Below are 21,227 nucleotides of genomic sequence, written 5' to 3' on the forward strand. Positions count from 1 at the left end.
CGCAGCTACGTCCCGCTCCGCCTTGCCGCTCCGGTGCAGGCATGCTTAAGCCTTGAATTCACAAGGATTGAACGAAACCGTGCCGCCTCTCTCGATCTTCATCATCGCGCAGAATGAAGCAGACCGCATCGGCCGGACGATCGAGGCCGCCCGCGCACTCAGCGACGATATCGTCGTCGTCGATTCCGGCTCCTCCGACGGCACGCAGGCCGTGGCCGAGGCGCTCGGCGCCCGCGTGATTCATCATCCCTGGCCCGGCTACGGCCTGCAGAAGCGCTTCGCCGAAGAACAATGCCGCCATGATTGGCTTCTCAACCTCGATGCCGACGAGGTGCTGCCCCCCGATCTCGCCGACGAGATCGCCGGGCTCTTCACCGGCGGCCAGCCCTCTGCCGATGCCTACCGGATCCGAATCGCCGAGATCTTCCCCGGCGAGCGCGCCCCACACCGCTTCGCCTATGCGCTCGCGCCCGTGCGGCTCTACCGCAAGAGCTGGGGGCGCTACTCGCCCTCCCCGGTGCATGATCGCGTCGAGCTCCTGCCCGGCGCCAAGGTCGGGCGACTCAAGGGGACGATCCACCACTTCTCCGTCCGCTCGCTCGGCGAGCAGATGGAAAAGCTCAACGCCTATAGCGATGCGCAGGCCGACGATCTCGACGCCCGTGGCGAGACGCTCTCCGCCTTCCGGCTCGTCGCCGAGTTCCCGGCCAATTTCTTCAAGGCCTATATCGGCCGCCGTCATGCGCTGCGCGGCGCCTACGGCTTCATGACGGCGATGAACTACGCCTTCTACCGCTATCTGCGGGTCGCCAAGCATTGGGAGCGCCGCCTGCAGCGGCGGGCCGCCCAGCCGGACGACGCGACGGCGGCACGACCCGGGGCCTCCGATGGCTGAGGTCGCGCTCGTCACGGGCGGCGCCCGGCGAATCGGCCGCGCGATCGTCGAGCGCCTGGCACTGGCGGGCTATGCCGTCGCCATCCATCATGGCGACAGCCATGACGAAGCGAAGGCGCTGGCCACGACGCTCCGCGAAGCGGGCACCGCCTGCTGTACGCTCGAGGCCGATCTCGCCGACGCACAGGCGACGACCGCCCTGATTCCAGCCGCCGAGAAGGCCCTCGGCCCGGTCACGCTGCTGATCAACAACGCTGCGAGCTTCGTCCCGGATGACGTGCGCTCGCTCGACATCGCGAATTGGGACCGCCAGTTCGCGATCAACCTGCGCGCGCCCTCGTTGCTGATCGGAGCCTTTGCCGAGCGCCTGCCGGACGGCGCCGCCGGCGCGGTCGTCAACATCGTCGACCAGCGCGTCTGGAAGCTGACTCCGCAATATTACTCCTACACCCTGACCAAGGCCGCGCTTCTCACCGCGACCCGGACGCTGGCGCAGGCGCTCGCGCCGCGGATCCGCGTCAACGCGGTAGGCCCCGGCCCGACTTTCCCCAACCCCCATGACGGTATCGGCGGGGTGGAGCGCGAAGCCGCCGGCACCCTGCTCGGCCACAGGATCGACCCTGCGGAAATCGCCGAAGCGGTGCTCTACCTGGCACAGGCGCGCTCGGTCACCGGCCAGATGATCGCCGTCGATGCCGGCCAGCACCTCGGCTGGCGCACGCCGGACATCATCGGCTGATTTTCAGAGGGCATCCTCCGGCCGATAGGGAGAACGCCCGCTCGCCAGCGCCGAATCGAGCAACTCGAGCCGGTCCTGCCCCCAGAACACCTCGCCATCGAGCACATAGCTCGGCGCGCCGAAGACGCCGGCCTCGACGGCCTGGCCCAGCGCATCCTCATAGCGCAGCCTCACCACCGGGCTTTCGGTAGCGGCGAGCAGCATCGGCCCATCGAGCCCGGCGCGATCGGCGCAGGCCAGGAGCGCCTCGGGCCGGGTCATGTCTTCGTTGCGCGCCCAGACCCCGGCCATGACGTCGCCGATGAAAGCCGAAGGATCGTGACCGGCTTCCAGAATCGCGATCGCCATCCGGTCGGCCTGGGACGCGTCGAAGGGAAAATGCTTCGGCTGGAGCACGAGCGGCAGGCCGCGCCGCTCGCGCCAGCGCTGCAGATCGACGAGCCTGTAGCGCTGCCGCACCGGATGCCGTTTGGGCAAAGGCAATCCGCCTGTCTCGTCGAACACCGAGCGCAAAGGCATCGGCCGGTAGTCGATCGCGCAGCCATGCCGGCGCGCGATATCATGGAAGACGGCGTTGCCGAGATAGGTCCACGGCGAATGCAACGAGAAATAATAGGTGATCGAACGGGACAAGGCGGCCTCTCAAACTTCTTCGACCGCACGACATCGCCGCCGCGCGAACCATCTGCACGAGGCGCCGGCCGAAGATCGAACGTAGCCCGGCCGCCTTGGCCGGGCTACCGCAAGATGTCGCCGCCGCTCAGGCAGCCTTGTTCTTCAGCGCGCCGATGATCGCGGTCAGGACGGCGCCGCCCGCGCCGCCTGCGATCAGGTTGGTCAGGATGCCGCCGATGCTGAGATTGCCGCCCTGCGCCGCCGCGCTGATCGCCGGCAGCAGAAGCGGGATGAGCTGGCCGAGAACGCCACCACCGACCAAACCGGAAATCGTGTTGCCTAATGTCCCGAGATCGAAGCTGGGACTGGCCTTGCCGGCCGCGTTGCCACCGATCGCACCCGCGATCAGATTCATCAGGATCTGTTCCATCTCGGCCCCCGCATCTGGATGCATCGCCCGAAGAACATGCGTGGCTCGAGGGCGATGCGTCCCCAAGCCGCACAGCGACGATGCTGCGGCTCTACCGGGGCGGCAAGCGGGGATTTGGCTCTATCAACCGCAATCGGCTCAAACGAGCGCGATCGCCGAGATCAAACGCCCATAATCGGGCTCGCTGCGATGCGTCGCGCGCCGATAGCTGAAGAAGCGCTGCTCGTCGCCATAGGTGCACAGCCCCAGATCGACGAATCGGCCGATCCCCGCCTCCTGCGCCTTGAGCCCGATGAAGGCCGGCAGGTCGAACATCGCATGCGCCGCCCGCTCGGATGGTGTGAAGAAGCGCGAATAGGTCCGGTTCTCCGCCTTGAAGCGCTCGATGAACTCCGGCCCGACCTCGTAGGCCCTGGCGCTGATGGTGGGCCCGAGCACGGCGGTGATCCGCTCGCGCCGGGCGCCGAGCTTCTCCATCGCGGTCACGGTCGCGCCGACGATGCCGGTGAAGGCGCCCTTCCAGCCGGCATGAGCACCGCCGATCACGCGCGCCTCGCTGTCGGCGAAGAGGATGGGGCCGCAATCGGCGGTGGAGATGCCGAGCGCCACATGCGGCGCCGTCGTCACCATGGCGTCGGCCTTCGGCCGCTCGCCGGTCCACGGGCCGGTGACGACTTCGACATCGGCCGAATGCACCTGGTAGAGGCTGACCAGCTTGGCCGGCTCGACTTCGAGATGCCGCGCCATCCGCGCCCGGTTCTCGACGATCGCGGCCGGATCGTCGGACGAGCCCAGCCCCCCGTTCAGCGAGGCGTAGATGCCGCGCGAGGCGCCGCCCTCGCGCGTGAAGAAGGCGTGGCGGATGCCGGGCTCTCCGGCGAGTTCGCGGGCGGTGATGAACATGGGCGCGGTCCGGTTTGCGCAAGCCGCGGCGGCTCGCTGAAATCAGCCCTATTCTGGCAGCCGATGAAGGGCAAATCCGGGCAAGGGCGGCAGGCCGGGATGGGATAGCGCCAAAACCTTGAACAAATCGCCCATGCCCGTTTCACCCGTCTGCGTCAGCCGGTCGAAGGCCGCGGAGATGGCTCCGCGCTGGGCCGCATCGGCCTTGAGCGACAGCGCCTGCGCACGCTGCGCCAGGCCCAGGGCCAGCAGGAAATCGCGTTGGCTCGCGGGGCCATGCAGTGCCGCGCCAGCCTCGAGCGCCCCCTGCCCCATCCGCTCGAAATCGACATGCACGGTGAGGTCGGCCTCGCCCGGCTCGGCCAGCGGATCGACGAAGGCGTGTCGCTTCATCGCCTGCAGGGTGTCGCCGAAGCCGGAGCGCGTCGAGCCGTAATCTATGAAGAGCGCCGCACCGCCCGCGGCCGCGACATGCCCGGCGACCTGCCCGACGATGTCGAGCGCGATGGTCGGCTGCTCGAAGGTGGCCCCGGCCGGCGCGGCGACGTCGAGGGACGCCTCCGTCCCGGCAGCGAGCCCGAAGGCGAGCTCGCTCGCCGCATCCAGCCCTACCAGCCTCTCGCGCCAGCCATCCGGAGTCATCACGAACTGGTCTAGCGGCAGCGCATCGAGAAATTCGTTGGCGACCAGGATCACCGGCCCGGACAGCGCCTGTCCGACGCTGTCATGCCAAGCGGGGGCGTTCCCGGCCAGCGTCGCGGCCTGGCGCTCGCGCAGGGTCGGACTGGTTTCGACGAGATGGACCGAGACCGCTTCGCGGAAGCCGGGCACGATCCGCGCCGCCCGCAGCATGTCCGCCATCAGCGTGCCGCGGCCCGGCCCGAGCTCGACGAGGCGCAGCCGCGCCGGCGCACCCATCGCCTGCCAGAGATGCGCGGCCCACAGCCCGATCAGCTCGCCGAACATCTGGCTGATCTCGGGCGCCGTGGTGAAATCGCCGTCGCGCCCGAAGGGGTCACGCTTCATGTAGTAGCCCTGGCGCGGATGGCCGAGCGCCAGCGCCATGTACCGGCCGATGCCGATCGGCCCCTCCTGCCGGATCAGCTCGACGATCTCGGCCTTGAGGCTGCTCACGCACGCACCTCGCCCGGCTCCGCCTTCCTGCTGCGCAGCACGAGCCAGAGCCCGGCGAAGAACACGGGCAGCGACAGCAGCATGCCCATGGTGATGCCACCCGAAAGCGCATCCACGGAGGTGCCGAACAGGAAGCCGAGCTGCGGATCGGGCTCGCGGAAGAACTCGCTGACGATGCGGGCGATCGCATAGCCCATGCCGAAGATGCCGGCGACGAGGCCGGGTCGCCGGAAGCCGCCCAAGCGCACGACGAGGTTCACCACGATGAAGAGCAGCAGGCCTTCGCTCAGCGCTTCGTAGAGCTGGCTCGGATGGCGCGGCACCGGCCCGCCATTCGGGAAGACCATCGCATAGGGAAAGTCCGGCGCCGGGCGGCCCCAGAGCTCGCCATTGATGAAATTCGCGATGCGGCCGAGGAGGAGGCCGATCGGCACGACCGCCGCCGCCAGATCGAACACCGACAGCGCCGGATAGCCGCGCCGCCTGGCGAAGAGCCACAAGCCCAGCGTCGCACCGATCAGCCCGCCATGGAAGGACATGCCGCCCTGCCAGATCGCGAAGATGTCCTGCGGCCGCTCGAGATAGCGCGGCAGGTCGTAGAACAGCACGAAGCCGATCCGCCCGCCGAGCACCACGCCGAACGCCACGAAGAGCAGCATGTCGTCGAGCTCGACCGGCTGCGGCCGCGCCCGCCCGCCCCAGAGTCCGTCGGAAGCGACGAGGCGCCGCGCATACCACCAGCCGCCGAGGAGGCCGACGACATAGGCCAGCCCGTACCATTTGATCGCGAGCGGCCCGATCTGGACCGCGACGGGGTCGATCATCGGGAAGGGAATGGCGAAGACGGGCATGAGTGATATCCGGCGGCGGGCGCATGGTGATGGCCGTGCGCCCGCTGCATGGTCAAGGAAAAAGGCTGGCCCGTGGCAGCCTGTCTCAGAGAGCAAACTCCAAGCCCTCATCCTGAGGCGCCGCGCAGCGGCGTCTCGAAGGATGCTCCAGATCGCTGCTGAGCCTCCTGAAATATCCTTCGAGACGCCATTCCCGAAGGAATGCCTCCTCAGGATGAGGGCTCAGGTTTGGATCGGGCGCTCAGAGCTTGACGATCAGCTTGCCGAAATTCTTGCCTTCGAGCAGGCCGATGAAGGCCTCCGGCGCGTTCTCCAGCCCCGCGACGACGTCTTCCTTGTATTTGACGGCGCCGTCCGCGATCCAGCGCGCCATCTCCTCGCGGAAGGACGGTCCCTGGGCTGCGACGAATTCGCGCTGGATGAAGCCGCGGATGGTCAGGCTCTTGGACAGGACCTGGCGCATCAGCACCGGCAGCCGGTCCGGCCCCGGGAAATCCCCGGTCGCGTTGTATTGGGCGACGAGGCCGCAGACCGGGATACGCGCGAAGGTGTTGAGCAGCGGGAAGACGGCGTCCCAGACATGGCCGCCGACATTCTCGAAATAGACGTCGATGCCGCTCGGGCAGGCGGCGGCGAGCTTTCCGGCCATGTCGGGGTCGCGATGGTCGATCACCGCATCGAAGCCGAAGGTGTCACGTACGAAGGCGCATTTCTCGGGCCCGCCGGCAATGCCGACCGCCCGCGCACCCTTGATCCGCGCGATCTGCCCGACCGCCGAGCCGACCGGCCCGCTCGCCGCCGCGACCACCACCGTCTCGCCCGGCTTCGGCTGGCCGATGGTGAGCAGTCCGGCATAGGCGGTGAAGCCGGGCATGCCGAGCACGCCGAGCGCCGTCGTCACCGGCGCGCTCTTCGGATCGAGCTTGCGCAGCTGCGCGCCCTCCGCCACCGCATGCGACTGCCAGCCGGAATAGGACAGCACCAGGTCGCCCGGCTTGAAGGCGGGATCGCGGCTTTCGAGCACCTCGGCGACCGTGCCGCCCTCCATCACCTGGCCGATCTCGGTCGGGGCGGCATAGGATTTCGCCGCGCTCATCCGCCCGCGCATATAGGGATCGAGCGAAAGATAGAGGATCTTGAGCAGCACCTGCCCTTCGGCGATCGCCGGGAGGGCGGCGCGTTCCTGCCGGAAATTCTGCGGGCTGGGTCGCCCTTCCGGACGGGAGGCGAGAACGATGCGAACGCTGTCGGACTGGGACATGGGTTTCGATCCTCGGTGAATGGTGCGGTATGGGCGTGTCTTTCCCATATTGGCTCGCCCCTGCCTGTTGTGTAGCCGCTTCGATCTGCGTTCCGGTAGGGAGGCGGAAGGCAGCTCCGGCATAGCGGAACGCCTGCGTTCGAGTGTTGGTCAGCCGAGATCCCGGCGCGCACGCAAGCGCTCGAAGGCCAGGGGCCACGAACGACTCCGCCAGGCGCCGATCACCAAATCGGCATTGGCCTGCGCGTCGAGCATTCCGTCCACATCGAGATCGTAGAGGCAGTAGGCGTGGATGCGATGGAAGTCGCGCCTCGCATCGCCGACCGGCCGGTCGCCCCGCGCCAGCTCGCGGCGCTCCAGCTCGTCGAGCGCGCAATGCACGCCGACGAAGAACACGTCCTGTCCCGAGAGCGTGTCGGCGAGCCGAAGCAGCCAGTCCTCGCTCTCCATGATGTGCTCGACGATCAGGTCGTTACCAGCCTCGACATAGGCGAGCAGCGAACGCTCGAAGCCGAGGAAGAACGCCTCCCGCATGCTGCGCCAGTCGAACTCGCCGCTGCGGATCCGCGCCGTCGGCAGCACCCCGGAATCCCTGAGATGGTCGATCGAGATGTGCCAGAAGGGCGTCTCGATCCGGCCCTGCAGGGCACGCGCCAGCGAGGACTTTCCGCTGCTCGACGCGCCGTTCAGCAGGATGATCCGGCCCGCCGTGACGGACGTCATGGCTGCTGCCCGCCCTCGGCCGCGATGGAGGCTTCGCTTTCGAGCTCGGACAGCAGCTCCCTCAGCAGCCCGGCGAGCGCCGCGCTCTTCCTGGGATCGAGCGCGGCAAGGAAGCGGCTCTCGCTCGCCATGTCGGCCCGGAAGGCCGCTTCGGTGCGCCGCACGCCTTCCTCTGTCAGCACGACGAGGAGGCTGCGGCCGTCCTCGGCCGACTTTTCCCGCCGCACCAGCCCGGCCTTCTCCAGCCGAACCAGCCGATGGGTCAGGCCGCCGGAGCTGATCATCAGCGAGCGATAGAGATCCGTCGGCGTCAGGCGATAGGGCGGGCCGCTACGGCGCAGGGTGCTGATCACGTCGAACTCGCCGCGATCCAACCCGAAGCTGGCGAAATTCGCCTCGATGCTCGGCCTGACCAGATTTGACAGGCGATAGGCACGGCCGAGGATCGCCATCGGCGTCGTATCGAGATCGGGCAGCTCGCGCGCCCATTGCGCCCGCAGGCGCTCGACATGGTCCGTTCTGCTCATCGGGTCTCGAAGCCTTCCGCGCCCGTCTCTGCCCCGGCCGCGGCTCGCCGCCAAGAGATATCTTGACACAAAGATATCTCTTGGCGAAACTATCTCGACGAGAAGATAAATCCAAGGGGCCGAAAATGACGATGCCGGCGATGATCGACAGCAGCATCCTGCGCAGCGGCGCGAGCCGGACGGCTAGGTTCGAGGGCGGCGGTTATGGCTCGCAGGTCTCGTTCTTCCTGGTCGACAACGAGCCGGGACAGGGGCCGGGCCTGCACGTCCATCCCTATTCGGAGACCTGGGTCGTCCGTTCCGGCGAAGCGGAGTTCACGGTGGGCGGCGAGAAGCTGCGGGCGGGCGCCGGCGCGATCGTGGTCGGCCCGGCGGGAATCCCGCACAAATTCGTCAATATCGGTCCCGGGCGGCTGGAACTGATCTGCATCCACGCCAATGGCGCGATTGTACAGGACTGGGTCGAGGACGGCGTCGCGGCCTGAGCGCGGCATGACGATGCCGGAAGGAAATGACGACGGGCGGCCATCGTCGATGGCCGCCCGTCGCTGAATGCGTCAAGTGAGAAGGATCAGGGCGCCTTGGCTGCGACCCGGCGCGGGCGCTTTGCCGCTGCGGCGCTGCGGGCAGCGCTCGCCTTGGCGGCAGCTTCCTCGGCTTCCCTCGCGAGCCGCAAGGCTCTCAGCCGCTCGGTCTTGAGGCGCGTCTGGTTGGCTTGGTCGTCGAGCGCCTGCCACGCGAGGAGAGCATCCCTCTTGCGTTGCTCGGTGGTCTCGAAAGCCGCCTGTACCCGCGCCTCGATCTCGTCCAGCTTCATGTTGCGGCTCGACATGGCAAAACTCCTTTGAAACTCCTCCTCGACGGGTAAAGCGGGTCGCCGCGGCCTCAGACAGAAGCCGGGCGGGGCGCGGCGCTCCGGGCCTTGCCGGCAGGAACCTTGCGCTTCGGCGCCGGCAGCAAGCCCTCGCGCTGCGCCTGCTTGCGCGCGGCTTTCCTGGCGCGGCGGACGGCCTCGCCCTTCTCCCGCGCACGTCGTTCGGACGGCTTCTCGTAGGCGCGTCGCTGCTTCATCTCGCGAAACACGCCTTCGCGCTGCAGCTTCTTCTTCAGAACGCGGAGCGCCTGCTCGACATTATTGTCCCGAACGAGAACTTGCATGGTTATCCTTTCCAGAAAACATAAAGGGTCGGGCTTTCTGGTCCCGACCCTTCTCACCGCTGGTGCGAACCCTGCGCCGCAGCGCCAGTACATCCGTGGTCGCCGCAAATCGCGGTTGTCCGCTCCTACAGCGGTTATTCCGCCCGCAGATTGTCGGCCGAGCTCTTGCCGGACCGCTTGTCCTGCACGATCTCGTACGAAATCTTCTGGCCTTCGCGCAGATCGCGCAGGCCGGCGCGCTCGACTGCGCTGATGTGGACGAACACGTCCTGCCCGCCATCGTCAGGCTGAATGAAGCCAAACCCCTTGGTGGCGTTGAACCATTTGACAGAACCAGAAGCCATCGACTCCTCCCGCAGACATGCATATTCAGGCCGCATGAAAACACGCGACAGCGACTTCGATCAAAGGGAGAAATCGTCAGCATGTCGCGCTCTCATGGCGCGAATGGCCAAGTCATCAGGCCTAAATCGAAGTTAATAAATAGGGGATGATCGCCGCGATGTCAAATCGACATCAGAGAGACGGCGGCAGGAAAACGAGAACGCGCTGCGCCAAATACGAGAAACAACGCTGAAGAACGATCGTCAATTTTGCCCGGCATCGGCGTCATCGAAAGGCGCCGTCGGGCGCTGCGCAATGGCTGCGCGCTCCTGACATGACGAAGCCGTTCCGGCATCCTACATGAAGCCCATGAATCGCGAACGTCAGGACGATCTGCCTCAGGACGAGTTCGAGGACGAGGAGGACACCCTCCCCGCCGAGCCGGCGCTCGACCTCGGCGAGGCTGCGCCCGGCGCGCTCAAGGCCGGCATCGAGGTCATCCAGCAATTCGCCAGGCACCTGCCGAACAAGCCCGGCGTCTACCGGATGTTCGACCGTGCCGGCGAGGTGCTCTATGTCGGCAAGGCCAAGAGCCTGAAGAACCGCGTCACCGCCTATGCCCGCGGCATGGCGCACACCAACGCCGTCGCCCGCATGATCGCCGAGACGGCGAATATGGAGTTCGTCACCACCGGCACCGAGACCGAGGCGCTGCTGCTCGAGTCGAACCTGATCAAGCAGCTCCGGCCGCGCTACAACGTGCTGCTGCGCGACGACAAGTCGTTCCCCTATATCCTGCTGACCGGCGACCATGACGCCCCAGCGATCCTCAAGCATCGCGGCTCGCGCCATCGCAAGGGCGACTATTTCGGCCCCTTCGCCTCGGTCTGGGCGGTGAAGCGCACCATCGACGCGCTGCAGAAGGCCTTCCTGATCCGCACCTGCTCGGATTCCTTCTACGAGAACCGCACGCGCCCCTGCCTGCTCTTCCAGATCAAGCGCTGCGCCGGCCCCTGCACCGGCGAGATCTCCATCCCGGACTACCAGGCGCTGGCCGGCCAGGCGCGGGACTTCCTCTCCGGCCGCTCCTCTGCGGTGAAGCAGCTGCTTTCGGCGCGCATGCAGGCCGCCGCCGAAGAGCTCGAATTCGAGAAGGCCGCCCGCTACCGCGACCGCCTCGCCGCACTCTCCGCGGTGCAGGCCGGGCAGGACATCAACACGCAAGGGGTGGAGGAGGCCGACGTCTTCGCCATCGACGAACAGGCCGGGCAGTTCTGCGTCGAGATCTTCTTCTTCCGCAATCACCAGAACTGGGGCAACCGCGCCCTCTTCCCGCGCGCCGACCGCTCGCTGACCCCGGCCGAAGTGCTGGCCTCCGTCGTCGCCCAGTTCTACGACGACAAGCCCCCGCCGCGGCTCGTGCTGCTCTCGCACCCGGTCGAGGAGATCGAGCTGATCGGCCAGGCGCTGTCGGCGCGAGCCGGCCGCAAGGTCGAGGTCGCCCATCCCAAGCGCGGCGAGCGCGCCGACCTGATGGCCCATGCGGTCAAGAACGCCCGCGAGGCGCTCTCCCGCAAGCTCGCCGACAATGCCGGGCAGAGCGCTCTGCTCGCCGCGCTCGGCGCCGCCTTCGGCATGGAGACCGCGCCGCGCCGCGTCGAGGTCTATGACAACTCCCACATCATGGGCACGAACGCCGTCGGCGGCATGATCGTCGCCGGGCCGGACGGCTTCGTGAAGAACCAGTACCGCACCTTCAACATCTCGACCGACACCATCGCCGGCGACGATTTCGGCATGATGCGAGAGGTGCTGACGCGCAGGTTCGCGCGGTTGGCGAAGGAGAGCGGCATTGCCCTCGGCTCTCATCCTGAGGAGGCCGCGGATGCGGCCGTCTCGAAGGATGCTCCAGAGAGCGACGGAGCCTCGACGATCATCCTTCAAGGCGCGCCTGACGGTGTTCCCCAGGATGAGGGCGCGCAGAAGAAGCCCCGCAAGGCGCCGAAGCCGCGCCGGGACGAGGACGGCTTCCCCTCCCGCCCCGACCTCGTCATCGTCGACGGCGGCAAGGGCCAGTTCACCGCCGCGCTCAAGATTATGAAGGAGCTTGGTGCAGCCGACATCCCGCTCGTCGCCATCGCCAAGGGGGAGGATCGCAACGCCATGCGCGAGACCTTCCACATGGCCGGCCGCGAGCCCTTCAAGCTGCAGCCGCGCGACCCGGCGCTCTATTTCATCCAACGCCTGCGCGACGAGGCGCACCGTTTCGCCATCGGCACCCACCGCGCCAAGCGCAAGCGCGAGACGATGAAGAACCCGCTCGACGAGATCCCCGGCATCGGGCCCTCGCGCAAGCGGGCGCTGCTGTTGCATTTCGGCACAGTAAAGGCGATCCAGCGCGCCAAGCTCGACGATCTGATGCGCACGCCCGGCGTAAATGCGGCGACCGCCAAGGCCGTCCATGATTTCTTTCACGATGCCTGATAGTTCTGCCACATTCACGGTCTTGCGTGTTGACGCTGCGACGGCCGGATTGCTTTGGTGCTCGACGTGACGATTCTTCCTGACGCCATCAGGCGGCGCGGCCCGTGGTCGCTGCCCAACCTCCTCACCTACGGGCGGATCCTGGCGATCCCAGCCCTGGTGGCTATCCTGTTCTGGCCGCGCGACGACTGGATGCGCTGGATGGCGCTGGCGATCTATACGCTCGCCGCCATCACCGACTATCTCGACGGCTGGATCGCCCGGGCATGGAGCCAGCAATCGGCGATCGGCCGCATGCTCGACCCGATCGCCGACAAGCTGCTCGTCGCCGCGCTGCTGCTGATGCTGGTGGCGGACGGCACGATCTATGGCTGGACGCTCTGGGCCGCGATCGTCATCCTCTGCCGCGAGATCCTGGTCTCGGGCCTGCGCGAATTCCTGGCCGAGCTCAAGGTCAGCGTCCCCGTCAGCAAGGTCGCGAAATGGAAGACGACGGCGCAGCTCTTCGCGCTCGGCTTCCTCATCGCCGGCCCGGCCGGGGACAAGGTCCTGCCCGGCAACACCCAGCTCGGCATCATCCTGCTCTGGGCCGCGGCCGGGCTGACGATCTATACCGGCTGGGATTATTTCAACGCCGGCATCCGTCATCTGGTTGAAGAAGACGAGCGCATGCCATGAACGCCGTTTCGCCCATGGCAACCTCCGCCACCCGCACCGTCAGGCTGGTCTATTTCGCCTGGGTGCGGGAGCGCGTCGGGCTGCCCGAGGAAACACTCGACATCCCCGCGGATCTCGCCACGGTGGTCGACCTCGTGCGCTGGCTGAAGGCGCGCGGCGAGAATTACGAGGCGGCCTTCGCCCGGGAGACGCTGGTGCGAGTCGCGCTCGACCAGCACCATGCCAAGCCGCAGAGCCCGCTCGGCAACGCCCGCGAGATCGCCTTCTTCCCGCCGATGACCGGCGGCTGAGGCCGTCATGATCCCCGTCATCCGCATCCAGCGCGAGGATTTCGATCTCTCGGCCGAGATCGCCGCGCTCAGTGCCGGGCGCGCCGATATCGGCGCGGTGGTGTCCTTCATCGGGCTTTGCCGGGACGAGCAGGGCAGGCTGAGCGCGCTCGAGCTGGAGCATTACCCCGGCATGGCCGAGGCCGAGATCGGCCGCGTCGCCGCGGAAGCCGCCGCGCGCTGGCCGCTGATGGGCCTCGTCGCCGTCCACCGTTACGGGCCGATCCGGCCGGGCGAGCAGATCGTGCTCGTGCTGGCGGCTTCCGCCCATCGTCGCGCCGCCTTCGAGGCGGCCGACTTCATGATGGACTACCTCAAGACCCGCGCCCCGTTCTGGAAACGCGAGCATCGCTCCGACGGCACGCTCGGTGGCTGGGTCGAAGCCAAGACGGATGACGACGATGCAGCGAAACGCTGGGAACCGGCACCCTGACAGCCTGAAGGGCGCGATATTCGCTGCCGGCTTCGCCATGCTCCCGACACTCGCCTCAGCCGCCGTGCCGGAGCCGAAGGTCTTTCGCGACTGGATGGCCGGCTGCGACAACGTCAAGACCTGTACAGCCGTCTCACTGCCGGCCGAAGCAGCCGATCCGATCGCCTATCTGCGCCTCGAACGCCCCGCCGGATCGGACGGAGCGGCCAGCCTCCGGCTCAAGCTGCGCGGCGACTGGAAGACGCCGCCGCGGACGGCCCAGCTCAAGCTCGACGGCGCCGCCTTCCCCGCCGGCGGCAAGCCACTCGCCGTCACCACGGAAGCCGATCTGGCGACGCTGACCTTCTCGGCCGAGGATACGGCCGCGCTGATCGAGGCCGCACGCAAGGCGGCGAAACTGACCGTGACGACATCCGGCCTGACCGGCAGCGTCTCGCTCGCCGGTTCGATCGCGGCGATGCTCTGGATCGACGAACAACAAGGGCGCCTCGGCACGACCACGGCGCTCATCCGCAAGGGCACGAATACGGCCGTGCCACCGGCTCCGGCCCTGCCGGTGGTCGCAGCGGTCCCGGCCCCGCCCATGCTCGATATGAAGACGGGCAAGCGGCAGGCCGCCAGCCTGCGTGCCGAATTGAAGAAGAAGGACCCCGATTCCTGCGAGGACGATACCGCTCTCGCAGGACACGATGAGGCCTGGGCGCTCGGAAACAAGCGCGTGCTGGTCGCGCTTTCCTGCTCGCGCGGCGCTTACAACCTGTCGTCCTCGTTCTACATCATGCCGGAGAACGAGCCCGCCAAGGCGGTGCCGCTGAGCTTCGCCGATGGCCGCAACGAACTGACCAATGCGAGCTTCGATCCGCGCACCGGGCATATCGCCTTTTCCGACAAGGGCCGCGGCATGGGCGATTGCGGCGCAACCGGCGGCTATGCCTGGACCGGCAGCGGCTTCGTCCAGTCCGAATTCAGCCTGATGGGCGAGTGTCGCGGCATCTCGCCCGAGGACTGGATCACGCTCTATCGCAGCGCGAACCGTTGAAGCTTTCCGGGCCGTCGCGAACGCCGGCCCGGACCATTCGGCGGGAGATGCCCTGGTCAGGCCCCGGGCATGACGGCGCTGGCTCAGGCCGCCTTCGGCTGCGGGCGCACCGCGGCCGAATAATCCTCCATGATCACCTTGCCCATATTGCCGGTGACGAAGCTGTAGGGGCCGATCTCGGAGACGAGCGTCACCTCGGCAGCCGAGCCGGTGATGAAGCACTCGCTGAAGCCTTCGAGCTCCTCCGGACGGATACGCCGCTCCACCACCTCGAAGCCGCGCTGCTTGCACAGCTCCATCACCGACTGGCGGGTGATGCCGTTGAGGAAGCGGTCGGCCAGCGGAGTATGCACCACGCCGTCCTTGATGAAGAAGATGTTGGCGCCGGTGCATTCGGCGACATTGCCTTCCCAGTCGAGCATCATCGCATCGGCATAGCCGGCGCGCTCGGCCTTGTGCTTCGACAGCGAGCAGATCATGTACAGGCCCGCCGCCTTGGCATGGACCGGCGCGCAGGCCGGGTCGGGCCGGCGATAGGTCGCGAGGTCGAGGCGCACACCCTTCAGCTTCTGGGCCATGTCGAACATGCTCGGCCACTCCCAAACCGCGATCGCGGTATGGATCGTGTTGTTCATGCCCGAGACCGCCATCATCTCCGAGCCGCGCCAGGCGACCGGGCGGATATAGGCGTCCTTGAGCCCGTTCTCCTTCAGGCAGAGATACTTGGCCTCATCCAGCTCGGCGACCGAATAGGGGACCGTGAAATCCATGATCTCGGCCGACTTGTGGAAGCGCTTGCTGTGCTCGGTGCATTTGTAGATGACGCCGTCATAGGAGCGCTCGCCCTCGAACACGCAGGAGCCATAGTGCAGCCCATGGGTCAGTACGTGAATCTTGGCGTCCTTCCACGGCACGAGCTTGCCGTCGAACCAGATGACACCGTCGCGCTGGTCGAAAGGAATGACTGACATGGGACCTTCTCCTGGGTGCTTGACGCCACGAACTCGGACACAGCCGATTCAGGAACGCAAGCATGGGTCTAAAGCTGCGCCTCGCCGATCCGCTTTGAAATAATCGTTCGCTCAGCGCCCTTGACCGGTAATCTTCCGTCTGAGATATGTCAATAAGGCTGACCCAAATTTTCGGGAGCGCATTTTGACCCTGCCCCGCCCCGACCCCGACGCTGCGCCCCTTCGGTCTTCGTCCGAGGCCGTCCCGCATGACCTGATCGAGCTGCTCTTCTTCGCCTATCGCGATTTCGTCGGCGACCCCGACCGCATCCTCGCCGATTACGGCTTCGGCCGCGCCCATCACCGGGTGCTGCATTTCGTCCAGCGACGGCCAGGGCTGACCATCGCCGAGCTGCTGGACATTCTCCAGATCACCAAGCAGAGCCTGAACCGCGTGCTCAAGGAGCTGGTCGAGAAGGGCTATATCGAACAGCGCACCGGCCGGCAGGACAAGCGCCAGCGCCATCTCCATACCACCGCCACCGGCCAGGATCTCGCCCTTCGGCTCGTCCGCCTCCAGGCCAAGCGGATCAACCGCGCCCTCGCCAGCGTCGGCCCCGAAGCGGCCGCAACGGCGGCGCAGTATCTGTCGGCGCTAATCGACCCGTCCGAGCAGCCGAAGGTCAACCGCCTCCTCGGCAAGCCCTGACGGCGACCCGCTCCGCGCATTGTGCTAAGGGGAGCCGAGCATCGCGATCGCTCCCGGCGGGAGCAGGAGAAAGGCGGAGGGATGATCGTCACCGAGACCGCGGCGAAGCCGGCGCGCAAGCCCCTGCCCGACGAGGCGCCGCATGTCCTCGTCGTCGACGATGACCGGCGCCTGCGCGACCTGCTCGGGCGTTTCCTCGGCGACAACGGCTATCGCGTGACCACGGCGGCCAGTGCGGCGGAGGCCGATACAAGGCTCGGCCACCTCGTCTTCGACGCGATCGTGCTCGATGTGATGATGCCCGGCGAGAACGGCTTCGAATTCGCCCGCCGCTTCCGCAGCGGCTCCGCCGTACCGATTCTGATGCTGACCGCCCGCGCCGACGGCAAGGACCGGATCAACGGGCTCGAGATCGGCGTCGACGATTATCTCGCCAAGCCCTTCGAGCCGCGCGAATTGCTGCTGCGCCTCGGCAACATCCTGAAGCGCACGCTCGTCGTCGAGGCCGCGCAGTCCGGGCCGCGGCCGGACTTCGTCCGCTTCGGCCCCTTTCTCTACGGGCTCAATCGCGGCGAGCTGCACAAGGGCGACGAAGCCATTCGCCTCACCGAGCGCGAGCGCGAGATCCTCACCGCGCTCGCCGAGCGCGCCGGCGAGGTCGTGCGTCGCGAGGAACTGGCGGCGCAGGGCTCGGCCGCCAATGACCGCACGGTCGACGTGCAGATGAACCGCCTGCGCCGCAAGATCGAACGCGACCCGGCCGACCCGCTCTATCTCCAGACGGTGCGCGGTGTCGGCTACAGGCTGGTGACGGACAGGACGTGACCCCGCTCCAGCACGGCAGGAAGGGCAGGAGCGCGCTGCACGCGGCGGCGATGTGGTTCAGGCGCGCCCGCGCGCCCGTCCAGCGCCTCGCGCGCCAGTTGCACAGTACCGTCAGGCCGGCGCTGAAGCGCATCGGCCGGCCGCTGCAGATCGTCGCGCGCTACATGCCCAAGGGGCTCTATCCGCGCGCGCTCGTCATAGTCATCGCGCCCGTGGTGCTGCTGCAATCGGTCATCGCCTATGTCTTCATGGAACGCCACTGGCAGACGGTGACGCAGAGGCTCTCCTCGGCGGTCTCGGCCGACATCGCCATGCTAATCGACGTCTATGAGAGCTATCCGCAGGATGCCGACACCACGACGCTCTCGCGCATCGCCGCCGAGCGGCTCGGGATGGACCTCGATATCATCCCCGATTCCGACCTGCCGGCACCGGGGCCGCGCCCCTTCTTCTCACTGCTCGACAACGCGCTCTCGACCGAGCTCAGCCAGCAGGTGGCCCGCCCCTTCTGGCTCGACACCGTCGGCCGCTCCAGCCTGATCGAGATCCGGATCAAGCTCGGCAAGGACGTGATGCGCATCCTGACGCGGCGCAACGCGGCCTATGCCTCCAACAGCCACATCTTCCTGCTCTGGATGATCGGCACCTCGCTGATCCTGCTCACCATCGCGGTGCTGTTCCTGCGCAACCAGATCCGCCCGATCCTCAAGCTCGCCGATGCGGCCGAGGCCTTCGGCAAGGGCCGCGACGCCGATTTCCGGCCGCGCGGCGCACGCGAGGTCCGCCGTGCCGGCAACGCCTTCATCGAGATGAAGCGGCGCGTCGAGCGCTCGATCGGCGAGCGCACGACGATGCTGAACGGTGTCAGCCACGACCTGCGCACCATTCTCACCCGGTTCAAGCTGTCGCTCGCCCTGATGGAGCGCACCTCCGAGATCGAGGCGCTCGAGAAGGACGTCGACGAGATGAGCCGCATGCTCGAGGACTATCTCGCCTTCGCCCGCGGCGATGCCGGCGAGGTCGCCGTCGAGACCGACATCCGGGCCTTGCTCGAGGAGCTGAAATCGGACGCCGAGCGCCAGGGCCACCAGACCGGGCTGGAGGTCGTCGGCGACCCGCTCGTGGTCATCCGGCCCGACGCGTTCCGGCGCCTCCTGACCAATCTCGTCTCCAACGCCGCCCGCTATGGCGACCGCATCGCGATCCGCGCCACGCATGACGCGCGCTACCTCATCGTGATGATCGACGATGATGGGCCGGGCATCCCGCCGGACCAGCGCGAGGAGGTCTTCCGGCCCTTCTTCCGCCTCGACGAGGCACGCAACGTCGATGGCGGCGGCACGGGCCTCGGCCTCGCCATCGCCCGCGACATCGCCCGCGCCCATGGCGGCGACATCATCCTGGGCGACTCGCCGCTCGGCGGCCTGCGGGCGACGGTGCGCCTGCCGGTCTGAGCCTCGAGCCTCAGCCCGGCCCGATCGGCGCGAGCTGCGGCAGGCGAGCCACGGCATGGTCGATGAAGGCGCGCACGCGCGGAGCCGGCTGGCGCCCGCCCGGCAGCACGAGCTGAACCGGCAGCGGCGGCGGCTCGAATTCGGGAAGCAGGCGCAGCAGCGTCCCCGCCGCCAGATCGTCGGCCGCCTGATAGGACAGCACCCGCGCCAGCCCGCGCCCGGCACGCGCCGCGATCAGCACCGATTCGACCTCGTTGACGATCAGCCGCGGCGTGAGCACGACGCCGCTGCCGCGGCGCGGGCCGCCGAAGCGCCAATGCAATGTCTGGTTGGCCGCGACGCTGGCGATCGTCTCATGCGCCGCGATGTCGGCCGGGCGCTGCAGCGACGGGCAGCGCGCCAGATAGGACGGCGCCGCGACGAGGATGCGCCTGACCTCCCCGACCTTCCGCATCAGCAGGCCCGAATGCGGCAGCGGCCCGATCCGCACGGCGAGCTGCAGATCCTCCTCGATCAGGTCGAGGTTCCGATCCGCCAGCACGAGCTCGACCCGGACCTGCGGATAGCGATCGAGGAATTCGTTCACCAGCGGCGTGACGTGCCGCCGCCCGAAGGCGAGCGGCGCCGTGATCCGCAGCAAGCCGCTGACCGGCTCGGCCGCCGCGACGCCGAGCGCCGCCTCGTATTCGGCGAGCAGGCGCCGGGCCGTGGCGGCAAGCTCCCGGCCCGGTTCGTTCGGCGTCAGCCGCCGCGTCGTCCGCGCGATCAGCTGCGCCCCGACGCGCTCCTCCAGCGCCGCGAGCGCACGCGTCACCGCCGGGCGCGACTTGCGCAGCCGCCGTGCCGCACCGGCGAGGCTGCCGTCGTCGACGATCGCGACGAAGATCGCAAGCTCCTCGATCCGATCCATCCCATCGTTCCGCGAATTGGAATTCTGAGTTCAACCGATAGCAGATTTTGCCATCCGCCGAAACGATCATGATCCTGCCGACCAGCAGGAGCATCGCCATGCCATCGTCAGAGATCGTCCTCCACGGCACCGTCCTCTCCGGCCACGCCCACCGGGTCGAGCTGCTGCTGCTCGCGCTCGGCCTGCCTTATCGCTGCGAGCCGGCTCCGAAGGAGATCCGGCAGAGCGCGGCCTTCCGCAAACTCAACCCTCTCGGCCAGATTCCCGTGCTGCAGGACGGCGACCTCGTGCTCTCCGACAGCAACGCGATCATGGTCTATCTGGTCAGGCGCTATGCCCCGGACAGCGCCTGGCTGCCGGGCGACCCCGTCGATGCCGCGCAGGTCCAGCGCTGGCTCTCCATCGCCGCGGGCGAGGTGATGCACGGCCCCTGCACCGCGCGGCTGGTCACGCAGTTCGGCCTCAACGACGACAAGGCCCGCGCCAAGCGCATCGCCGCCCAGCTTCTCGCCTTCATGGAGCAGCATCTGGCGGCGCACGACTATCTCGCCGCCAGCCACCCGACCGTTGCCGATCTCGCCTGCTATTCCTACGTCGCCCATGCCCCCGAGGGCGGCATCTCGCTGCTGCCCTACCCGGCCGTGCGCGACTGGCTCGCCCGTATCGAGGCCCTGCCCTTCTTCAAGCCGATGCCGCCTTCACCCCTGCCCGACGAGCGCGACGACGATGCTGCCTGACGGTCCCTTCCATGCTGGCGAGCGCGCCGCCCAGGCGCGGGCGGGCGTCTCCGCGCGCGGCGCCGGCATCCGCGACTTCATGCCGGACCAGCACCGCATCTTCTTCGGCCAGTTGCCCTGGCTCTTCGCCGGCGTGCTCGATCGCGACGGCTGGCCTCTGGCGACGACGCTCGCCGGCCCGCCCGGCTTCGTGACGAGCCCGGATCCGGCCAGCCTCTCGATCGCGGCCCTGCCGAGAGCCGACGACCCGGCCTTCGAAGGGTTTCAGCCGGGCGCCGAGGTCGGGCTGCTCGGGCTCGAATTCGAGACGCGGCGCCGCAACCGCGCCAATGGGCGGATCGAAGCGGTGCGGCATGACGGCTTCAGCGTTGCCGTGGCCCAGAGCTTCGGCAATTGCGCCAAATACATCCAGGCGCGCGGACGGCGCGCGGACGGCCGCGAGCGACCGGAGGCCCCGACGGAGCTTGCCGGCCTCGACCAGGCGGCGCGTACGCTCATCGCCGGCGCCGACACCCTGTTCATCGCCAGCAGCGCGCAGCCTGGAACGGCCGCCGGAGGCAGCGATATCTCGCATCGCGGCGGCCGGCCAGGTTTCGTCCATATCGACCGCGACACGCTGACCATCCCGGATTTCGTCGGCAACAACTATTTCAACACGCTGGGGAATCTGGTGCTGGAACCGCGCGCGGCACTACTATTCGTCGATTTCGACACGGGTACGCAGCTGCAGTTGCAGGGGCGGGCCGAGATCGTCTGGGACGGGCCTGAGCTTGCCGGGCTCGCCGGGTCGCAGCGCCTCTGGCGTTTCCACGTCACCCGCGGCTGGCGGCGCGCCCACGCCCTGCCGCTGCGCTGGACGGCGCCCGAATTCGCGCCGACGACCTTGCAGACCGGCCTGTGGATGGCGGCAGCCTGATCATCCCGGGTTTCGCGCCGGCAGCGAGCGGGTCCCATGGTCACGGCGCCGACCATCCACGTCTTCACCTCATCGATCGCATGCGGTATTCAAGACGTGGATGCTCGCCACAGGGGCGAGCATGACGCTGGCTGGATAATGCTCGCGTTCAGGGCTTCCGGGCTCGGGGCCGCGGCCTGCCCCGGAATGACGCGCAATGCCGT

26 protein-coding genes are annotated in these 21,227 nt (G+C 67.8%); 13 read left to right on the forward strand and 13 right to left on the reverse strand.

What is annotated here, in order from left to right:
• Positions 1-79 precede the first annotated feature (79 nt).
• Together B5Y19_RS02300 and B5Y19_RS02305 are read left to right on the forward strand one after the other, a co-directional pair.
• Complete coding sequence (locus B5Y19_RS02300; protein WP_055727409.1) at positions 80-895, forward strand: glycosyltransferase family 2 protein; 816 nt, start codon at positions 80-82, stop codon at positions 893-895.
• Positions 888-1,634, forward strand: a complete 747-nt coding sequence (locus B5Y19_RS02305; RefSeq protein WP_055727389.1) for an SDR family oxidoreductase — start codon at positions 888-890, stop codon at positions 1,632-1,634. Before B5Y19_RS02300 ends, B5Y19_RS02305 begins: the two co-directional genes overlap by 8 nt.
• Positions 1,635-1,637: 3 nt before the next feature.
• Here B5Y19_RS02305 and B5Y19_RS02310 read toward each other — a convergent pair whose 3' ends face one another.
• The 8 genes from B5Y19_RS02310 to B5Y19_RS02345 all read right to left on the reverse strand — a co-directional run bounded on the left by B5Y19_RS02310 (position 1,638) and on the right by B5Y19_RS02345 (position 8,078).
• A complete protein-coding gene (locus tag B5Y19_RS02310) occupies positions 1,638-2,267 on the reverse strand; it encodes a 2-hydroxychromene-2-carboxylate isomerase (protein WP_055727390.1) in 630 nt (209 codons plus the stop codon).
• 127 nt (positions 2,268-2,394) lie between these two features.
• Positions 2,395-2,679 (reverse strand): hypothetical protein, encoded by a 285-nt coding sequence (locus B5Y19_RS02315; protein WP_055727410.1) that lies wholly within the window; start codon positions 2,677-2,679, stop codon positions 2,395-2,397.
• A gap of 138 nt (positions 2,680-2,817) precedes the next feature.
• Positions 2,818-3,582 (reverse strand): peptidoglycan editing factor PgeF, encoded by a 765-nt coding sequence (gene pgeF, locus B5Y19_RS02320; RefSeq protein WP_055727391.1) that lies wholly within the window; start codon positions 3,580-3,582, stop codon positions 2,818-2,820.
• Between the two features lie 48 nt (positions 3,583-3,630).
• Complete coding sequence (locus B5Y19_RS02325; RefSeq protein WP_055727392.1) at positions 3,631-4,716, reverse strand: class I SAM-dependent methyltransferase; 1,086 nt, start codon at positions 4,714-4,716, stop codon at positions 3,631-3,633.
• Positions 4,713-5,567 (reverse strand): prolipoprotein diacylglyceryl transferase, encoded by an 855-nt coding sequence (gene lgt / locus B5Y19_RS02330; RefSeq protein ID WP_055727393.1) that lies wholly within the window; start codon positions 5,565-5,567, stop codon positions 4,713-4,715. The genes B5Y19_RS02325 and lgt overlap by 4 nt, the downstream gene beginning before the upstream one ends.
• 241 nt (positions 5,568-5,808) lie before the next feature.
• Positions 5,809-6,828 (reverse strand): NADPH-dependent curcumin/dihydrocurcumin reductase, encoded by a 1,020-nt coding sequence (locus B5Y19_RS02335; protein ID WP_055727394.1) that lies wholly within the window; start codon positions 6,826-6,828, stop codon positions 5,809-5,811.
• A gap of 150 nt (positions 6,829-6,978) precedes the next feature.
• On the reverse strand, positions 6,979-7,551 hold the full coding sequence (locus tag B5Y19_RS02340) for a chloramphenicol phosphotransferase CPT family protein (RefSeq protein WP_079591038.1): 573 nt from the start codon (positions 7,549-7,551) through the stop codon (positions 6,979-6,981).
• The gene (locus tag B5Y19_RS02345) at positions 7,548-8,078 is read right to left on the reverse strand and encodes a MarR family winged helix-turn-helix transcriptional regulator (protein WP_055727396.1); all 531 of its coding nucleotides are present in this window, start codon (positions 8,076-8,078) and stop codon (positions 7,548-7,550) included. Before B5Y19_RS02345 ends, B5Y19_RS02340 begins: the two co-directional genes overlap by 4 nt.
• Before the next feature lie 140 nt (positions 8,079-8,218).
• Here B5Y19_RS02345 and B5Y19_RS02350 point away from each other — a divergent pair, with 140 nt between their 5' ends.
• Positions 8,219-8,563, forward strand: a complete 345-nt coding sequence (locus B5Y19_RS02350; protein WP_244555448.1) for a cupin domain-containing protein — start codon at positions 8,219-8,221, stop codon at positions 8,561-8,563.
• A gap of 86 nt (positions 8,564-8,649) precedes the next feature.
• On the opposite strand, the gene B5Y19_RS02355 is transcribed toward B5Y19_RS02350, so the two are convergent.
• From B5Y19_RS02355 to B5Y19_RS02365, 3 genes are all read right to left on the reverse strand, one after another.
• The gene (locus tag B5Y19_RS02355; RefSeq protein ID WP_055727397.1) at positions 8,650-8,910 is read right to left on the reverse strand and encodes a hypothetical protein; all 261 of its coding nucleotides are present in this window, start codon (positions 8,908-8,910) and stop codon (positions 8,650-8,652) included.
• Positions 8,911-8,963: 53 nt separating this feature from the next.
• Entirely contained in the window at positions 8,964-9,236 is a 273-nt protein-coding gene (gene rpsU, locus B5Y19_RS02360) for a 30S ribosomal protein S21 (RefSeq protein WP_055727398.1), read from the reverse strand.
• A gap of 134 nt (positions 9,237-9,370) precedes the next feature.
• Entirely contained in the window at positions 9,371-9,580 is a 210-nt protein-coding gene (locus tag B5Y19_RS02365; protein ID WP_055727399.1) for a cold-shock protein, read from the reverse strand.
• 349 nt (positions 9,581-9,929) lie between these two features.
• Between B5Y19_RS02365 and uvrC the strand changes: the two genes are divergently transcribed.
• The 5 genes from uvrC to B5Y19_RS02390 are packed head-to-tail and all read left to right on the forward strand — an operon-like array spanning position 9,930 to position 14,523.
• Positions 9,930-12,044, forward strand: coding sequence for an excinuclease ABC subunit UvrC (uvrC, locus tag B5Y19_RS02370; RefSeq protein ID WP_079591084.1), 2,115 nt, complete (start codon positions 9,930-9,932; stop codon positions 12,042-12,044).
• A 57-nt stretch (positions 12,045-12,101) separates the two neighbouring features.
• The gene (gene pgsA, locus B5Y19_RS02375) at positions 12,102-12,722 is read left to right on the forward strand and encodes a CDP-diacylglycerol--glycerol-3-phosphate 3-phosphatidyltransferase (RefSeq protein WP_079591085.1); all 621 of its coding nucleotides are present in this window, start codon (positions 12,102-12,104) and stop codon (positions 12,720-12,722) included.
• Complete coding sequence (gene moaD / locus B5Y19_RS02380) at positions 12,719-13,012, forward strand: molybdopterin converting factor subunit 1 (protein ID WP_244555449.1); 294 nt, start codon at positions 12,719-12,721, stop codon at positions 13,010-13,012. Before pgsA ends, moaD begins: the two co-directional genes overlap by 4 nt.
• Before the next feature lie 7 nt (positions 13,013-13,019).
• Complete coding sequence (locus tag B5Y19_RS02385) at positions 13,020-13,484, forward strand: molybdenum cofactor biosynthesis protein MoaE (protein WP_079591039.1); 465 nt, start codon at positions 13,020-13,022, stop codon at positions 13,482-13,484.
• Positions 13,453-14,523, forward strand: a complete 1,071-nt coding sequence (locus tag B5Y19_RS02390) for a DUF1176 domain-containing protein (RefSeq protein ID WP_176168540.1) — start codon at positions 13,453-13,455, stop codon at positions 14,521-14,523. Before B5Y19_RS02385 ends, B5Y19_RS02390 begins: the two co-directional genes overlap by 32 nt.
• 83 nt (positions 14,524-14,606) lie before the next feature.
• Here B5Y19_RS02390 and B5Y19_RS02395 read toward each other — a convergent pair whose 3' ends face one another.
• Positions 14,607-15,494, reverse strand: coding sequence for a branched-chain amino acid aminotransferase (locus B5Y19_RS02395; protein WP_055727403.1), 888 nt, complete (start codon positions 15,492-15,494; stop codon positions 14,607-14,609).
• A gap of 184 nt (positions 15,495-15,678) precedes the next feature.
• Between B5Y19_RS02395 and B5Y19_RS02400 the strand changes: the two genes are divergently transcribed.
• The 3 genes from B5Y19_RS02400 to B5Y19_RS02410 all read left to right on the forward strand — a co-directional run bounded on the left by B5Y19_RS02400 (position 15,679) and on the right by B5Y19_RS02410 (position 18,461).
• Positions 15,679-16,182, forward strand: a complete 504-nt coding sequence (locus B5Y19_RS02400) for a MarR family winged helix-turn-helix transcriptional regulator (protein ID WP_055727404.1) — start codon at positions 15,679-15,681, stop codon at positions 16,180-16,182.
• A gap of 81 nt (positions 16,183-16,263) precedes the next feature.
• On the forward strand, positions 16,264-17,007 hold the full coding sequence (locus B5Y19_RS02405; protein WP_055727405.1) for a response regulator: 744 nt from the start codon (positions 16,264-16,266) through the stop codon (positions 17,005-17,007).
• Positions 17,008-17,057: 50 nt separating this feature from the next.
• Positions 17,058-18,461 carry an ATP-binding protein gene (locus B5Y19_RS02410; RefSeq protein WP_055727406.1) on the forward strand — a complete coding sequence of 468 codons (1,404 nt, stop codon included), beginning with the start codon at positions 17,058-17,060 and terminating at the stop codon, positions 18,459-18,461.
• Positions 18,462-18,471: 10 nt separating this feature from the next.
• Here B5Y19_RS02410 and B5Y19_RS02415 read toward each other — a convergent pair whose 3' ends face one another.
• Complete coding sequence (locus B5Y19_RS02415; RefSeq protein ID WP_079591042.1) at positions 18,472-19,371, reverse strand: LysR family transcriptional regulator; 900 nt, start codon at positions 19,369-19,371, stop codon at positions 18,472-18,474.
• 98 nt (positions 19,372-19,469) lie between these two features.
• Between B5Y19_RS02415 and B5Y19_RS02420 the strand changes: the two genes are divergently transcribed.
• Both B5Y19_RS02420 and B5Y19_RS02425 read left to right on the forward strand, forming a co-directional pair.
• Positions 19,470-20,108, forward strand: a complete 639-nt coding sequence (locus B5Y19_RS02420; protein WP_055729502.1) for a glutathione S-transferase — start codon at positions 19,470-19,472, stop codon at positions 20,106-20,108.
• Positions 20,098-21,024 (forward strand): pyridoxamine 5'-phosphate oxidase family protein, encoded by a 927-nt coding sequence (locus B5Y19_RS02425; protein WP_055729482.1) that lies wholly within the window; start codon positions 20,098-20,100, stop codon positions 21,022-21,024. The genes B5Y19_RS02420 and B5Y19_RS02425 overlap by 11 nt, the downstream gene beginning before the upstream one ends.
• Positions 21,025-21,227: the final 203 nt, after the last annotated feature.

Source organism: Allobosea thiooxidans (assembly GCF_900168195.1).
Classification (GTDB): domain Bacteria; phylum Pseudomonadota; class Alphaproteobacteria; order Rhizobiales; family Beijerinckiaceae; genus Allobosea; species Allobosea thiooxidans.